Below are 15,850 nucleotides of genomic sequence, written 5' to 3'. Positions count from 1 at the left end.
GTCATGGACCGCAGAGTATTCCTCAAAAGTGCGGCGTTTGCCGGCTTCAGCATCGCGACGTTGCCGGCCACATTGCTTCGAGCCAATGCTGACGGCAGCAAGATACTGCGTATGGCCTATGGAGCCGAGGTTCTCACCCTGGACCCGATCAAAACCACTTACGGAGCCGATATCCTCATCCAGGGCATGATGTATGCACGCCTGCTGCATGCCAATGCCGATCGCACTGAAGTCGGCCCGGGCCTTGCCGAGAGCTGGGACATCGCGGATGACGGCAAGACCTATACCTTCCACCTGCGCGAGGCCAAATTTTCCGATGGGTCGCCGATCACGGCCGAGGACGTGGCGTTCAGCTGGAACCGCATGCGCTTCCAGAAGGATTCCGCCTATGCGGCGCCGTTCCAGCCCCTGACCAAGATCGAGGCAAAGGACGCCAGGACAGTGGTGATGACGCTCGATCGCAAATTCACGCCCTTCCTGACGCTGACCGAAATCTGGAATACCGGCATTGTGCCGAAGGCAGCGGTCGAGAAAATGGGCGACGACGCTTTCGCCAAGGCGCCGGTCACATCAGGGCCGTTCAAATTCGTCGAATTGAAGCCGGGAGACCGCGTGGTCCTTGGCCGCAACGAGCACTATTACCGCCAAGGCGAGCCCAAGATCGACGGCGTCGAATTCCGCTATGTCCCGGACGACAACACCAGGGTCTCGATGTTGCAGGCGGGCGAGCTCGATGTCTGCCTGGGAGTTCCGGCCCCGCGCATGGCCGAGTTGAAGGCCGCCGGCTTCCGCGCCGACCCTGAACCTTCGAGCACCACTTATGACATGCTGATCAACCATTCGGCAGAACCCTTCAACGACCTCAAATTCCGCCAGGCCGTCAGCTATGGCATCGACCGAACGGCCATCAATGCCGCGGTGACGCTGGGTCTCGGCACGCCGGCCAGTTCCATCATGAGCCCGACGCTCGATTTCTTCGACAAATCGCTGCCAGTCATTGCCCGAGACGTCGGAAAGGCCAAGGCCCTGCTGGCCGATTCCGGCAAGATCGGAGCCAGTTTCGAACTCATCCAGAATGCGGGAAGTGCCGACGAGGAAAAGGCGGCGGTGCTGATCCAGGCGCAGTTGGCGGAAGTCGGCATCACCGTCAACATTGCCAAGATCGATTCAACCCAGGCATGGACCCGCCTCGCCGATGGCGAGTACCAGGCGGAAATGAACTGGTGGTACAACGAGACGCGAGATCCCGACAACGCATTGCGCTGGTGCGTCTGGGGCGCGGGCGACAACAAGTCCTACTACACCCGCTACAACAACGAAACGGTCGACAAACTGATCGATGAAGCCTCGGGCGAGGCGGACAATGCCAAACGGGCCGAGCTCTATGCCCAGATCCAGAAGACCGTGGTGGACGAGGTGGCGCAGGTGGCGCTCTATCACCCGACGTGGCTCAACGCCTATGCTCCGAGCGTGAGAGGGTTGGTCCTAAACGTCGGCCTGCAATTCTCGTCCATCGGCGGGACCAGCCTGGATTGATCGGCACAGGATGCGAGACGGGGACGAGATCTTCGTCCCCGTCTCGCATCGATTTGACACCAGGATCCCCACCATGAATCGATTCTCCTTCGTGCTCAGGCGGCCGATACAGTTGATCCCCGTGCTGCTGGGTATCAGTGTGATCACCTTCCTGCTGCTGCAAATGACACCCGGCGATCCGGTTCGCCTCATGCTTGGCCCCAAGGCCAGTCAGGAGGCGATCGAATTCGTGCGGGCGCGATACGGTCTCGATCAGCCCATCCCCGTGCAGTATTTCTATTACGTGCTGAATTGCCTGCGCGGCGATTTCGGTCAGTCGATCGCCTTCCGGGGTCCCGTCAGCGGCGTCATCGCGGCACGGATCGCGCCAACGGTTTTCTTGATCCTCTATGGCCTCGTGATCTCGCTGCTGTTGACATTCGCGCTCGCGGTCACCGCTGCCCGGCAGCGCGGACGGTGGATCGATCACCTCATCCGTCTCGTCTGCGTCGCGGGCGTCGGCGTGCCGTCCTACTTTGTCGGCCTGCTGCTGATCATGGGCTTCTGCCTGCGGCTGAAGATCTTCCCCGTATCCGGTTACGGGCCGACCTTTTTCAACAATCTGTGGCATCTCTTCCTGCCGGCCCTGACGATCGGCATCGGGGTGACGCCGATCCTCGCGCGCAATCTGCGCGCGACCTTCATTCAGCAGATGGACAAGGATTACGCGATCGCCTGCCGCTCCAGGGGCCTGCCGGAAAGCTACATCTTTTCCCGGCATGTGTTCTGGAATTCCCTGTTGCCGACAGTCAATCTGCTGGGCGTCGTGGTCGCCTTCCTGATCGGCGGAACGGTCGTTGTCGAAAATGTCTTCAACATTCCAGGGCTCGGCAACCTGCTCATCCGCGGCGTTCTCACGCACGACCAGTTCGTCGTCCAGGCAGTGGCCCTGCTGCTTGCCGTAGGTGTCGTCATTTCGAATTTTGCCGTCGATGTCTTGACCGCCATTCTCGACCCAAGGGTGGAATTATGAGCGATGTGATGCAGGGCGGCGGCTCCTTGGCCATGGCGCGTATCCGGACGATGCCGGCAACCTTGATCATTGGCGGCGCCATCACCTTGGCCTGGATTGTCATGGCCATTTTGGCGCCGGTGCTGACCAGTTTCGACCCGATCAAGGTCGATGTGATGCAGGCGTTGAAACCACCTGGCGCCGAGCATTGGTTTGGCACCGACGCCATCGGCCGCGATGTCCTGGCGCGAACACTGTTTGCCGCACGCTACGATCTCGCCATGGCCTTCTTTGGCGTCGTTGGTCCGATCATCCTGGGGACCATCATCGGCCTTATCGCCGGCTATCTGGGTGGCCGGATCGATGCGGCGCTGATGCGCATCCTCGAGGTCACCGTATCATTTCCCTATTTCGTCCTCGTGATCGCCATCGTGGCCGTGCTTGGGCCCGGCCTCAAGAGCTACTTCATCTCGCTCACCTTGGTGAACTGGGTCAGCTATGCGCGACTTGTGCGGAGCCAGGCGCTGGTGCTGCGCGGCGTCGATTTCGTGCTGGCGGCACGTGGCATGGGTTTTGGGCATTTGCGCATCATGCTGTTCCACATCCTGCCGAATGCCATCGTCCCATCGATCGTCTTCGTCATGACCGATGCCGTGCTGGCCATCGTGCTCGGATCATCATTGGGTTTTCTCGGCCTCGGCGTACAACCGCCGACGCCCGAATGGGGCGCCATGATCGCGGACGGGCAGACGTATCTGACGACCGCATGGTGGATTGCGATCTTCCCAGGCATCGCCATCTGCCTTCTGGCGCTGGGCCTCTCGTTGACCGCTGATGGTCTCGCCCGCCTCCTGAACACGGAATCCTGAGATGAGCGACCTCGTCAGCGTCGAGAACCTCACCATCGACTTCGCCACCAATTTTGGCGACGTCCACGCCCTGCGCGGCGTCAGCTTTTCACTAAAAGCAGGAGAGGTCCTTGGGATCGTCGGTGAATCCGGATCGGGCAAGACGGTGGCCTGCAGAGCCATCCTCAAGCTGATTGCCGGCAACGCACTGGTAAAGTCGGGCCGGATCATGTTCGAGGGCAGCGATGTCCTCGCCATGAAGGATGCCGAACTGGGCCAGCTGCGTGGCGGGCAAGCGGCGATGATCTTCCAGAACCCGTCGACGCATCTTGATCCGATCATGACGGTCGGGCGTCAGGTGGGCGAAGCGATGGTGGTCCATCAGGGCATATCCTGGCGGCAGGCCAATGCGCGGGCGGTCGGACTGCTCGAAGACATGCACATCAAGGACGCGCCAAGGCGCGCGGGCGCCTATCCTCACGAGCTATCCGGTGGCATGCGTCAGCGGGTGATGATTGCGGCGGCCCTTGCCTGCGAACCGAAACTGCTGATTGCCGACGAACCCACGACGGCACTTGATGTGACGGTGCAAGCTCAGATACTCGACCTGCTCCGCGGCATCCGGCGTGAACGCAAGCTGTCGGTCATTCTGGTCTCTCACGACCTTGGCGTGATCGCGGAAATGTGCGACCGCGTCGTCGTCATGAAGGACGGCGCGGTGCTGGAAATCGGCTCGGTCGATCAGATCCTGCGTGACCCCGCCCATGAATACACGAAGCGCCTGATCGCTTCCCAACCCTCGCTGATGAAGCCGACCACGCATGCATGCCCCGTGGCGACGGAACCGCATCTCCTGGTGAAGAACCTGTGCGTGAACTTCTACCCAGGGCAGAGCCTTGCAGCCTGGGCGACACGCAAGCCGCCGCAGATCGTGCGCGCGGTCGACAATGTTTCGCTGGCATTGCGGCGCGGTGGGGCACTGGGGATCGTCGGCGAGTCCGGTTCCGGCAAGAGCACCATAGCCCGGGCCATTGCAGGCCTGGTGCAGCCGGAACAAGGAGAGATCGAGGTGGACGGCCAATCGCTCGATCGCGCGCTAAGGCAGCGCCGACCGGAGCAGGTTCGCAAACTGCAGATGGTGTTCCAGGACCCGTTCATGTCCCTCAACCCGGCGTTTACGGTTGCGCGAACTCTGGCCGAACCGCTGCGGCAACAGAACATCTGCCCGGAAAGAGACATCCCGGAGCGGATCCGCGAGCTGATGGAAAAAGTGGAATTGCCACGCCAGTTGCTGGACCGACGCACCACGCAGCTTTCCGGCGGCCAGCGGCAGCGCGTCGGCATCGCCAGAGCCCTGGCGCTGGAACCTGAGATATTGATCGCCGATGAAGTCACCTCCGCTCTGGACGTCACCATCCAGGCCCAGGTGCTCGGCCTCTTTGCGCGGCTGCGCCGCGAATTGTCGCTGACGCTGATCCTGATTTCCCATGATCTGGGCGTGGTGCGTTATCTCTGCGAGCACGTTGCGGTCATGCAGCACGGCAAGCTGGTTGAGTATGGCAATACGGAAGATGTCCTGGATCGTCCGCAGCAGGCCTATACTCAAGAGTTGATCGCCGCTATCCCGAAACTCTCGCGTCGAACGAGCAGCGGAATCCAACCAGGAGACACCCCGCTACTGGCCGCCGGAAGCAAATGCTGAGCCTTCGGGGCCGGGCTACTGTGCCGTCCAGCCGCCGTCCATCTGCAAGGTCGTGCCGGTGATCTGCCTGGCCGCGTCCGAACACAGGAACAGCGTCAACGCAGCAAGCTCATCGACGGTGACGAATTCCTTGGTCGGCTGGGCAGCGAGCAGCACATCGTGCTTGACCTGTTCCTCGGTCATGCCGCGCGCCTTCATGGTGTCGGGAATCTGCCTTTCGACCAGCGGGGTCCAGACATAGGGTGGGCGACGCCTATTTGGCGATCTCGAGCAGGGACGATACCAGAAGCTCTCGCTCGTCTTTCGACAGAACATCCGAATCGAAGAGGTTCATGCTGCGCAATCCCTCGATGGCGAGATAGCAGATCAACAGCGATTTGAGATCCGGCGTCTCACCTTTCAGCCGCTCGAAAAGCTGCCTCTTGAAGGTCTTTATCGGCATCATGAAATCGGGATCCTCGGCGATGGCCGAGAAAATCCAGGACGCCGACGGCTGCTTTTCCTCGCAATCATTGGCTGACAGCCTGATGTAGACAGCCAGGGGATTTTCGTCCTTGGCATTTGTGCGGGCGGCTTCCAGTGCGTGCTCGAACTCACGCAGATAGCCTTCGACCAAACCTTGCATCAATTTTGCCTTGGTCGGGAAATTGTAGAGGAGCCCTCCCTTCGACACGCCGGCACGGCTGGCTACGGCATCCAGCGACAGGCTGCCTGGTCCGGATTCCCGGGCAACATCAGCCGCCGCGGCGAGAATCTTCTCGCGCGAATTCGGTCTTTGGGCTCTCATGGGGCCTCCCATCGCAAGCTTAGGCCCAATTGACAAGACCGTCCAGACGGTACAGGAAGACCGCCATTATTTGAAATCGGGACCCGCAGTCGATATGTGTCCCGATATCCGCGTTTCGCGCCGGATTTCGACTGAGGGGACTTCCTTGTTCAAGCGCATACTCCGTATCTTTATCATTGTTCTGGTTCTGGCTCTGCTCGTCGTTGTGGTCGGCGGCATCGTCGGCTTCAACTTCCTGCGCGACAACGGCATAAAGCAGTACTTCGCATCGATGAAGCCGCCGGCGGCAACCGTTTCGACGACCATCGCCAAGCCTTCGGCCTGGACGCCAGGCGTCGAGGCGATCGGTACGGTCAGGGCTGTGCGTGGTGTCGACCTGACGGTCGAGACCACCGGGATCGTCAAGGACATCCTTTTCCATGCCAACCAGAAGGTGGCCGACAATGCGGTTCTGCTGCAGCTCGATGACGCCGTCGAGCGCGCCGATCTCGACGCACAGAAAGCGCAGGCCGCGCTCGACCAGACCTCGCTGGCCCGCGCCATTGAACTGACCAGGCGTGGCGTCGGCTCCGACTCGACGCTGGACACGGCGCGTGCGGCGGCCTCGGCCTCGGCATCTCAGGTCACCAAGCTGCAGGCCGTACTCGAACAGAAGCAGCTGACGGCGCCTTTCGGCGGCACGGTGGGCATTCCCAAAATCGATATCGGCCAGTATCTGGCGCCCGGCACCGCCGTGGTGACATTGCAGGACCTCGACACGATGCGGGTCGATTTCTCGGTTCCCGAACAGCAACTCGCCTTGCTCAAGATCGGCCAGACGATTCGATTGGGCCTTGGCGGTGAGGACAGGCCATTCGCAGGCGCCATTCGCGGCATCGACCCGAAGATCGACTCGTCCAGCCGGCTGGTGAACATCCGGGCGGAAGTCGCCAATCCCGATGGCAAGCTGACCCCCGGCCAGTTCGTGCAGGTGCGTGTCGAGCTGCCCGAAGAGCAGAACGTGCTGACCCTGCCGCAGACGGCGCTGACGACAAGCCTCTATGGCGACTACATCTTCGTGGTGCAGCCGGCCAAGCCTGCCGAGGCGGCCCCAGCCAAGCCAGAGGAAAAACCCGCCGCGCCGTCAGCCGACAAATCGGCGGAAGCCAAGCCTGCGGACACCAAGCCGGCCGATGCCATGAAGCCGGCGGCTGATGCAGCCAAGCCTGCCGCCGATGCGGCAAAACCAACCGACAAGGCTGCCGATCCGGCCAAGCCGGCGGCGGAAGGTGACAAGCCCGCGCTCGTGCTGTCGCAGGTGTTCGTCAAGCCCGGCCGCCGCAATCAAGGCATGGTCGAGATCGTCGAGGGGCTGAAGGCCGGCGACGAGGTCGTCACCGCCGGCCAGAACCGCCTCTTCAACGGCATGTCCGTCGTTGTGGACAACACCATCGACCCGACCAAATCGGCGAACAAGCAGGCCGAACAGCAATGAGCTTTTCAGATCTCTTCATTCGCCGGCCTGTTCTTTCGACGGTCCTTGCCTGCATGATCCTGCTCCTGGGTTTCCAGGGCATCTTCAACCTGTCGATCCGGCAGTATCCGAAGGTCGATGAAACCGCGATCACCATCACGACGGCCTATCCAGGCGCCAGCGCCGATCTGATCCAGGGCTTCATTTCCGCCCCGATTGCCCGCGCCGTCGCCTCGACCGAAAACATCGACTACGTCACCTCGTCCAGCCGCCCGTCCTCCAGCACCGTGACCGTGCAGATGAAGCTCGGCTCGAACCCCGACGTCGCGCTGACCGAAGTCCTGTCCAAGGTCCAGGGCGTGCGCGGCACCTTGCCGGACGCATCGAAGGACCCTGTCATCGTCAAGGGCACCGGCCAGCAGTTCGCGATGATGTACATCTCGATGCAGAACCCGAACATGACGAAGGAGCAGCTGACCGAGTATATCGAGCGCGTCATCAGGCCGCGCATGTCGACGGTCGAAGGCGTCGCCGACGTGCAGATCTTCGGCGCCCAGGAATACTCGATGCGCGTCTGGATCGATCCGGTCAAGCTTGCCGCGCGCGGCGTGACGGCCTCCGAACTGCTAACGGCGATCAACAATTCCAACTTCCTGTCGGCGCCCGGCAACACCCAGAACGAGTATGTCGTTTCCTCGATCACCGTGCGCTCGACATTGCAGACGCCGGAGGCATTCGCCGAGCTGCCGCTGCGCTCGACTGACGGCAATGTGGTGCGGTTGCGCGACGTGGCTCGCGTCGAACTCGCCGCCGAGAACACCGACACCCGGGTCTCGTTCAACGGCAAGCCCGGCACCTTCCTCGCCATCTTCCCGACGCCGGCGGCCAATCCGCTGACCACGGCGGCTGCGCTCACCAAGCTGGTGCCGCAGATTCAGGAGACGCTGCCGAAAGGCATGACGATCGAGGTCGTCTACGACGCGACCGGGCAGATCAGCGCTTCGATCGAAGAGGTGTTCAAGACCATCGCCGAGGCGGTTGCCATCGTCATCGTCGTCATCCTTCTGTTCCTTGGCTCCTTCCGGTCGGTGATGATGCCGATCATCACCATCCCGTTGTCGCTGATCGGCGTCTGTTTCCTTTTGTTTGCGGTGGGCTATTCGATCAACCTGCTGTCGCTGCTGGCCATGGTGCTGGCGATCGGCCTGGTCGTCGACGACGCCATCGTGGTGGTGGAGAACATCCATCGCCATATGGAAGAAGACCACATGTCGCCGATGCAGGCCGCGTTCAGCGGTATGCGCGAAATATCGTCGGCCATCATTGCCATGACCATGACACTGGCCGCCGTGTTCGCGCCGCTGGCCTTCACCGGGGGCCTGACCGGCGCATTGTTCCGTGAATTCGCAGTCACGCTCGCCGGCTCAGTGGTGCTGTCGGGCGTCATCGCCATCACCATCACCCCGATGATGTCGGCACGCCTCCTGAAGTCCGGCACGCCGGGCCGTTTCCAGCGCATTGTCGACGGCGCCTTCGCGCGCGTCGAGCATGTCTATGAACGCGCCGTCACCGGGTCGCTCAATTATCGCCCATTGACGCTGATCATCGTGCTTGCGCTTGTCGGCGTCACCGGCTTCATGTTCACCAAGACCTCGAGCGAACTGGCGCCGGAAGAGGACCAGGGCTTTCTGCTCTCGATTGTGACAGGGCCGCGTTATGCGACCTCCGATTACACCGAGACATATGTCAACCAGATCCTCGGCCTGGTGAAGGATATTCCCGAAACACGGGCGCAGTTCTCGGCCGTCGCCTTCGGCGGCACGACAAACAGCGCCTTCGTCGGCTATGCCTTCAAGGATTGGGCGGAACGCAAGCGCAATTCGAAGGAACTGCAGGCCGACATCACGGCCCGTATCGCCAAAGTGGCTGGCGTCGAGGCCTTCGTCTTCGCGCCGCCGACGCTGCCCGGCTCTGGTGGCGGCCTGCCCATTTCCATGGTGGTGCGATCGACCGGCGCTTCCTCGGAAGTGTACGAGGTGGCCGAGCAGATCAAGAACAAGGCGCAAGCCTCCGGCCGCTTCATCGTCGTGCAGAATTCGATGGCCTATGACGCACCAGAGGTGACGGTGACCATCGACCGTGATCGCGCCGCGGCGTTGAACCTGCCGATCGCAGATATCGGCCGCACGCTGACCTTGCTGGTCGGCGGCGCCGAAGTGGCGCAGTTCGACCGTGACTCCAACAGCTACGACATCATCCCGCAGGTGCCGCAGGAGTTTCGCGACAACCCCGATAAGCTCGGCGAATACTTCGTGCGCAGCGTGACGGGCGAGATGGTGCCGCTCTCGGCGGTGGTCAAGATTTCGAACAATGCGGCGCCGGCGGCAATCGAGCAGTTCAACCAACTGAATTCGTCGACGATTTCGGCGCTTCCGTTGCCCGGCGTCACGACTGGCGACGGGCTGAAGGCGCTGGAGGACATCGCCCAGGAGAGCCTGCCCGACACCTTCTTCATCGACTATTCCGGTCAATCGCGACAGGAAAAGGAACAGGGCAACACCATCCTGATCGCTTTCGCGGCCGCCGTTGTCGTCATCTATCTGGTGCTGGCGGCGCAGTTTGAAAGCTTCCGCGACCCGCTGATCATCATGATGGCGGTGCCGCTGTCGATCTTCGGCGCGATCGTGCCGCTCAATCTCGGCCTCGGCACGCTCAACATCTACACGCAGGTCGGCCTGATCACACTGATCGGTCTGATCACCAAGCACGGCATCCTGCTGGTCGAGTTCGCCAACCAGCAGCGTGAAAAGCATGGCATGCGGCGGCGCGACGCGATCATCGCCTCGGCCAAGGTGCGCCTGCGGCCGATCCTGATGACGACAGCGGCGATGGCCCTCGGGGTGGTGCCGCTGATTACGTCCAGCGGCGCTGGTGCCGCGGCCCGCTATTCGATGGGCCTGGTCATCTTCACCGGCATCCTGGTCGGAACCCTGTTCACGCTCTTCGTTGTGCCCATGTTCTACACCTTCATCGCCAGCAAGGACCTGCCTCATTTGGCGGAGAAGCCGGATCCCAAGCTGATGCCGGCACTGCCGAGCTAAGGCGGTCGAGGAATTCCCGCTCGGAAATGGGCAGGACAAATAGATGGAAGCAAAAGAAAAGAGGCCGGGAATTTCCGGCCTCTTTTCTTTTTGGCTGGGCTCGATACCCCGGTTCGAGCTTTGCTCGATACCGCCGGTTTGCGCTGTACTCAATACCCTGGTTCGAGCTGTGCTCGATACCGCAGCGTTTTCCGGCGGGAGCCTTGAACACGGCGCGGCAGCATGCTGACGCGCCGGTCACAGCCTGCTACTTGACGATGACGATGCTGGTGTTGGTCGCCCCGAAGCTTTCGACGAGCTGGTAGAAATCGGCGGCGTTGTCGGGGTGCAGCCGCACGCAGCCATGCGAAGCCGGCTGGCCGAGGCGCTTGATCGCATAGGTCGCGTGCACCGCATAGCCGCCGCTGAAGAAGACTGAGTGCGGCATCGGGGCGTTGTCGTATTTCTTCGAATACCACATCTCATGCATGCGGGTCGGCTTGAACGAGCCGGTCGGCGTCACATGGGCCCGGTCGCCGGTGGAGACTTTCCAGGCGAAGGTCGGCCGGCCGTCGACGGAGACTTCCATGATCTGCTGCGAAAGCGAAACGCGTGCCACGATCTTGTTGGCGGCGTGCGCCGCACCCGAGCCGGCGCCGAGCAGCAGTGCTGCACCAGTCAAGGCAGCGGCGGTGATGTTGATAAGCTTGGCGGAAATGGCGGTATGCATGATGAAGTCCCCTCTCTCTGCCGGTTGGCCGGCTCCAGTTCGATGGCCGCTTATCCCAACGTCATGTTTCGAGAAGATTTCGCAAAATGCTCGCTTCTGTTTCGAATCTGTTTCCACTGGTTAACAAATCTCCCTCTTATAGATGGGGGTGGACACGCTCGGCAGGCCCCGCCAGCAAAGACCAGCGGCGGGAACATGAGTATCCGCCTCCAAACGAAAGTGCGAATTGGCATCATTTGAAAGAACAGTCGTCGACATCGAAACCAACCTGCAACAAAGCGCGGCTCCAAGCGGCATGATCCGGATACGGGGTGCGAGCAAAGTTGACGCAACGAAAACAGCCGGAAACGAACATGGGAACGAAATCGAACGCGCTGTCCTGGCTTCTCAGGATCAGCATCGCGGCAACGGTCATCGGCGGCGTTGGCACGGTTGCCGGCACCCCGCTGACAAGCCTCGGCGCGATGACATCAGGCGAGATTTCGACGCTGCATGCCGCACTGTTTTTCGCCACGGTCTGGATTGTTTCCAGCCTGCGCATCGCCCGGCTAAAGGCCCTCTGGCGGGTCGGCCTTAGGCTGACGGGTTTGCGCGGCGCCTCCGGCAACTTGCTGCCGAGAGGACCGAAGGCCCGCGCCGCGACGGGGGGCTCCGTGGGCGGCGCGGGCACTTCGGGGGTATCCTGAAGAGACCCGCAACAGGTTCATTTTCGAAGAATTGGCATTTGGGGAACTGCGACGATGAAAACGAAATTCGCTGCTTCGGTGCTGTCCGCACTGCTTTACGCCCAGGGCCTGCTCGGCTTTGCCGGTCTTGCTACCGTGCTCCTCAGGGACCGCGCCCATGCAAGCGAACTCACCATGGGCAGTGACATGCCGGTGGGGCCATCGCTTCTGCTGGTACGCTGAGCGTCAAGAGCATCGGGCCCAGAGATGGAAAATCCGATGCCTGACAAAAGGGATTGCGCCAGTACCCGGCGATCAGTCGGCGAATTGCCGCGGCGGATCGAACCGGTAGCCGGCGCCACGTATTGTGGTGATGGTGTCGGTGTCGAGCTTGCGGCGCAGCCGCACGATGCGCGAATCGATCGAGCGATCGAAGGCGTCGGCGTTTTCGGCCGGTGCCGCGGCGATGATGTCGTCGCGCGTGAGCACCTTGCGCGGACTGGCCAGGAACAACCTGAGCAGCGCCACCTGGCCGGGCGAAAGCTGTTCCTCGGAGCCGGAACGATGCATGACCATGGCCGATCTCAGATCGACGGTCGCGTTCTCCAGCACGATCAGTTCCTGGGTGCCCCTGCCGCGGCGCGAAAGCAGGCCGCCTACACGAGCGGCCAGTTCACGGACATTGAGCGGACTCTCGACGACGTCGGCCGCACCAAGCTCCAGCGCCAGCACCTTGTCGACGAGATCCGCCGGCCGGCAGATCAAGATGAAATCCGGCCCGCCCTCGCCGCCTCCTGCTTGGTCGCCATAACGTCTGAGCAGATCCCGCCCCTCCGCCTGGCTGAGGCTGTCGCCGACGACGACGACGTCGATGCCCTTTCCCGACAGCAGCGATTCGGCCTCCCAGGGCTGACGTGCCTGATGCACGTCGTGGCCGCGCCGCTCGAGATGGTCGGCGAGTTCGGTCGCCACCACTTCGGCTACCGAAACGAGCGCAATAACGGATCGTGCGGCCATCTTTTCCAACCGTTCCCTGGCAACCCGGATATGAGTGCTGGACATGATGTTTATACCCAATCTACTTTCCACTGAAAGTGGGAGCGAAAGCATCGTGCGGGCAAGAATTGTCATAGTCGAGGATGAGCCCGACCTCAGGGACGCGGTCGCCGAATATCTTGGCGCATCCGGCTATGACGTGGCCACCGCTGAAAGTGCTGCCGCGGCGCGCAGCCTCGTTGAAACGCAATCGTTTCATCTCGCCATTCTCGACATTGCCATGCCCGGCGAGGACGGCCTCTCGCTCGGCCGCTGGCTGCGTTCGAAACTGCCGATCGGCATCATCTATGCCACCGCGGCCGGCACCGCGCTCGACCGTATCGTCGGGCTGGAACTCGGTGCCGACGACTACATCGTCAAGCCCTACGAATTGCGCGAAGTGCTGGCCAGGGTCCGCAGCGTGTTGCGCCGCGTTCCCCAGCCGAAGGAACTCCAGGACAAGAAAGCCGGGACGGATCGCCGTTCCGTTGCCTTCGGCCCCTTTCAGGCCGACCTTGACGGCAGGCTGGTCACCGGCGCCAATGGCGCGGTGATCGACATGGCCAAGAGTGAGTTCGACGTGCTGGAGATTTTCCTCACCCGCGCCAACCGGCTGCTGACCCGCGCCGCTATCTCCGAGGCGATCGGTTTCACCGAAGATCCGGAATCGTCGCGCGCCGTCGACATCCGCATCATGCGGCTGCGCAAAAAGATCGAGGCCGATCCCGCCAATCCGAAATTCCTGCGCACGGTACGCGGCGAGGGCTATATCTTCTCGCTGCCGACCGGCGACGGCAACTGAGCACCGGGCCAGAAGGATTCGGTTGCTCGCCAGCCGGAATTGGCACGACTCCGAATTGGCGCGACTCCGGAATGACAGCACAAGATGATCGCTGAAGCAGCAAGCACCGATATGCAAGGGTTCAGGCAGGGCGCGGCGATGGCGGCCGTGCGCGTCGTTCGCCGGCTGCGCGAGGCCGGCGACTGGCAGCGCGAGATGGACGGCATACTGGAAACGCTCTGCCGGGCCATGGATTGCCAGCGCGGCATCCTGTTTCGCTTGCGCGAACTGCCAGGCCAGGGCTTCGCCCAATCCGTCGCCGCCTATTGGATCGACCCTCTTTTCGGCGGCGAACTGGCGTCGCCAACCGTCATCATGCAATCGATCGTCAATTCCGACCCCCTGCTGGAGCGGCTTGCCGAGGACGAGAGGCAAGGCAAGATCTTCGCCGGCCATACGCGCGACCTCGAAGGTTTCCTGAGGACCGATTTCGAGAAGCAGAACATCAAGTCGTTCCTCTCGGTCTCGGTCTTCGCGCATGGCCATCTCTGGGGCACGCTGGCGGTCAATGACTGCGTCAGCGAGCGTGCATGGACCGACGAGGAAGAGGCGACGCTGCACATCATCGCGCTCGCTATCGGCGACGCTATCGAGCGCTCGCCCTCCGACGCCCATGCCAGCGAGGTCATTCGCCGGACTATGCTGCAGGCCTCGCTTGATGCCATCGTCGTCATCGACGAGACCGGCTCGATCATCGAATTCAATCCGGCCGCCGAGAAGATGTTCGGCTTCCAGCGCAGCGACATTCTCGGCAAGGATCTGCTCGATACGATCGTGCCGATCTACTACCGCAAGGGCTATGCTTCGGGGGCCGAATACATGTCCGGCCGCGGCGCGCCGATGGTCGGCCAAAGGCTCGAGACGGTGACCCAGAATGCTGCCGGCGAAGTGTTCCCGATCGAGCTGACGGCGACCGAGATGCGGGTCGCCGACCGCCGCCTGATCTTCGGCTCCATCCGCGACCTGCGCGACAAATTGCGTGCGGAGGAAGAAATCGGCCGGCAGCGCGAGAAGCTGCACCAGAACGAGAAGATGGCGGCGATGGGTTCGTTGCTGGCCGGCGTATCGCACGAGCTCAACAATCCCCTGGCAGTGGTTGTGGCGCAATCGACGCTGCTGCACGAATTCGCTTCCGATCCGCAGACCAAGGTGCGCGCCGAGAAGGTGCGCGCCGCGGCCGAGCGCTGCGGCCGCATCGTCAAGAGCTTCCTGTCGATGGTCCGCCTCCATCCCGCGGCACAGGCCGAGACCGACCTCAACCAGGTGATCCGGTCGGCACTCGAAGTGACCGCTTATGGCGCGCGCTCAAGCGGCATCGTCATCGACACCGATTTCGCCGCCGGCCCGCTGCTGGCCATGGCAGACGCCGACCATGTGACGCAGGTAGCGGCCAACTTCCTCATCAACAGCCAGCACGCCTTGGCTGGCATTGCCGGTGACCGGCTGATCAAGGTGCGGACGTTCCGCAGCGACCGCGGTCACCCCTGCTTCTCGGTCGAGGACAATGGGCCCGGCGTGCCGGAAGCGATCCGCGGCCGCATCTTCGAATCCTATTTCACCACCAAGCCGGTCGGCGTCGGCACCGGCATCGGCCTGTCGATCTCGAAATCGATCATCGAGCGGCACAATGGCAATGTCTGGTTCGAGGAAGTGCTCCCGAGAGGCGCGCGTTTCGTCGTCCAGCTGCCGGCCATCGTGGCCGGCCTCGCCACCGCCGGCGATAACCAGCCGCGATCAAGCGGCCTGCGCCATGCCTTGATCATCGATGACGAGCCGGATGTCGCCGGCTCGCTTTCCGACATTCTCGAACTGATGGGCATCAAGTCGCGGATCGTTCCTGTCTGGGAATCGGCCGCCGCCACGTTGAGCGGCCACATGCCGCCGGACATCGTCTTTTCGGACCTGCGCATGCCCGGCGTCAGCGGCATATCGATCTATCGCGAGCTGCTCGCCGAAAAGCCTGACCTGGCGCGGCGTTTCGTGCTGGTTACAGGCGACCTGATCGGTGCGAAAGCCGAAATCGAGGCCCTGCCGGCACAGCAGCGGCCGCAGATCCTGGAAAAGCCGTTCAGCACGCTGGATGTGCGCAGTGTTCTGTCCGCCATTGCCGAACAGGCGGCCTTTAAAGGATAAAAAAGAGGCCCCCGGGGGCGGGGGCCGAAGAAGAGCGCGCTGGAGGGAG

General features: G+C 62.2%; 14 protein-coding genes and 1 pseudogene. 11 read left to right on the top strand and 4 right to left on the bottom strand.

Translation table 11 applies throughout. The features are described from left to right. The first annotated feature begins 3 nt into the window (after window positions 1-3). The 4 genes from AC0L24_RS23085 to AC0L24_RS23070 all read left to right on the top strand — a co-directional run bounded on the left by AC0L24_RS23085 (window position 4) and on the right by AC0L24_RS23070 (window position 5,077). Window positions 4-1,536, top strand: coding sequence for an ABC transporter substrate-binding protein (locus AC0L24_RS23085; protein ID WP_164873777.1), 1,533 nt, complete (start codon window positions 4-6; stop codon window positions 1,534-1,536). A 73-nt stretch (window positions 1,537-1,609) separates the two neighbouring features. Next, window positions 1,610-2,548 carry an ABC transporter permease gene (locus AC0L24_RS23080; RefSeq protein WP_127267170.1) on the top strand — a complete coding sequence of 313 codons (939 nt, stop codon included), beginning with the start codon at window positions 1,610-1,612 and terminating at the stop codon, window positions 2,546-2,548. Further along, window positions 2,545-3,396 (top strand): ABC transporter permease, encoded by an 852-nt coding sequence (locus tag AC0L24_RS23075; RefSeq protein WP_245481860.1) that lies wholly within the window; start codon window positions 2,545-2,547, stop codon window positions 3,394-3,396. The genes AC0L24_RS23080 and AC0L24_RS23075 overlap by 4 nt, the downstream gene beginning before the upstream one ends. Before the next feature lies 1 nt (window position 3,397). Then, on the top strand, window positions 3,398-5,077 hold the full coding sequence (locus AC0L24_RS23070; RefSeq protein WP_256745239.1) for a dipeptide ABC transporter ATP-binding protein: 1,680 nt from the start codon (window positions 3,398-3,400) through the stop codon (window positions 5,075-5,077). A gap of 15 nt (window positions 5,078-5,092) precedes the next feature. On the opposite strand, the pseudogene AC0L24_RS23065 reads toward AC0L24_RS23070, so the two are convergent. Both AC0L24_RS23065 and AC0L24_RS23060 read right to left on the bottom strand, forming a co-directional pair. Next, window positions 5,093-5,323 (bottom strand): annotated as a pseudogene (locus tag AC0L24_RS23065) (SDR family oxidoreductase); the annotation flags it as partial. Window positions 5,324-5,330: 7 nt separating this feature from the next. After that, complete coding sequence (locus AC0L24_RS23060; RefSeq protein ID WP_127809097.1) at window positions 5,331-5,864, bottom strand: TetR/AcrR family transcriptional regulator; 534 nt, start codon at window positions 5,862-5,864, stop codon at window positions 5,331-5,333. A gap of 145 nt (window positions 5,865-6,009) precedes the next feature. Between AC0L24_RS23060 and AC0L24_RS23055 the strand changes: the two genes are divergently transcribed. Genes AC0L24_RS23055 through AC0L24_RS23045 form a run of 3 tightly spaced genes read left to right on the top strand, consistent with a single transcriptional unit; the run spans window position 6,010 to window position 10,647 of the window. Further along, a complete protein-coding gene (locus AC0L24_RS23055; protein WP_127382765.1) occupies window positions 6,010-7,338 on the top strand; it encodes an efflux RND transporter periplasmic adaptor subunit in 1,329 nt (442 codons plus the stop codon). Beyond that, window positions 7,335-10,418: an efflux RND transporter permease subunit gene (locus AC0L24_RS23050; RefSeq protein ID WP_127395725.1), complete on the top strand. Its 3,084-nt coding sequence runs from the start codon at window positions 7,335-7,337 to the stop codon at window positions 10,416-10,418. The genes AC0L24_RS23055 and AC0L24_RS23050 overlap by 4 nt, the downstream gene beginning before the upstream one ends. Before the next feature lie 43 nt (window positions 10,419-10,461). Then, window positions 10,462-10,647, top strand: coding sequence for a hypothetical protein (locus AC0L24_RS23045; RefSeq protein WP_292135787.1), 186 nt, complete (start codon window positions 10,462-10,464; stop codon window positions 10,645-10,647). Window positions 10,648-10,665: 18 nt separating this feature from the next. On the opposite strand, the gene AC0L24_RS23040 is transcribed toward AC0L24_RS23045, so the two are convergent. After that, complete coding sequence (locus tag AC0L24_RS23040) at window positions 10,666-11,127, bottom strand: L,D-transpeptidase (RefSeq protein ID WP_292699635.1); 462 nt, start codon at window positions 11,125-11,127, stop codon at window positions 10,666-10,668. Window positions 11,128-11,480: 353 nt separating this feature from the next. Between AC0L24_RS23040 and AC0L24_RS23035 the strand changes: the two genes are divergently transcribed. Continuing rightward, on the top strand, window positions 11,481-11,813 hold the full coding sequence (locus AC0L24_RS23035) for a hypothetical protein (protein WP_127330363.1): 333 nt from the start codon (window positions 11,481-11,483) through the stop codon (window positions 11,811-11,813). A gap of 54 nt (window positions 11,814-11,867) precedes the next feature. Next, window positions 11,868-12,035 carry a hypothetical protein gene (locus AC0L24_RS23030; RefSeq protein WP_081738724.1) on the top strand — a complete coding sequence of 56 codons (168 nt, stop codon included), beginning with the start codon at window positions 11,868-11,870 and terminating at the stop codon, window positions 12,033-12,035. A gap of 72 nt (window positions 12,036-12,107) precedes the next feature. Here AC0L24_RS23030 and AC0L24_RS23025 read toward each other — a convergent pair whose 3' ends face one another. Continuing rightward, window positions 12,108-12,809 (bottom strand): response regulator transcription factor, encoded by a 702-nt coding sequence (locus AC0L24_RS23025; RefSeq protein ID WP_127395729.1) that lies wholly within the window; start codon window positions 12,807-12,809, stop codon window positions 12,108-12,110. Window positions 12,810-12,855: 46 nt separating this feature from the next. Between AC0L24_RS23025 and AC0L24_RS23020 the strand changes: the two genes are divergently transcribed. Then, the gene (locus tag AC0L24_RS23020) at window positions 12,856-13,629 is read left to right on the top strand and encodes a response regulator (RefSeq protein ID WP_174800345.1); all 774 of its coding nucleotides are present in this window, start codon (window positions 12,856-12,858) and stop codon (window positions 13,627-13,629) included. Window positions 13,630-13,713: 84 nt separating this feature from the next. After that, a complete protein-coding gene (locus tag AC0L24_RS23015) occupies window positions 13,714-15,801 on the top strand; it encodes an ATP-binding protein (RefSeq protein WP_164873775.1) in 2,088 nt (695 codons plus the stop codon). Window positions 15,802-15,850 lie beyond the last annotated feature (49 nt).

This window comes from Mesorhizobium sp. WSM4809, from assembly GCF_055811655.1.
Note: the sequence above shows the minus strand (reverse complement) of the source record. Positions and strands in the feature narration are given on the sequence as shown.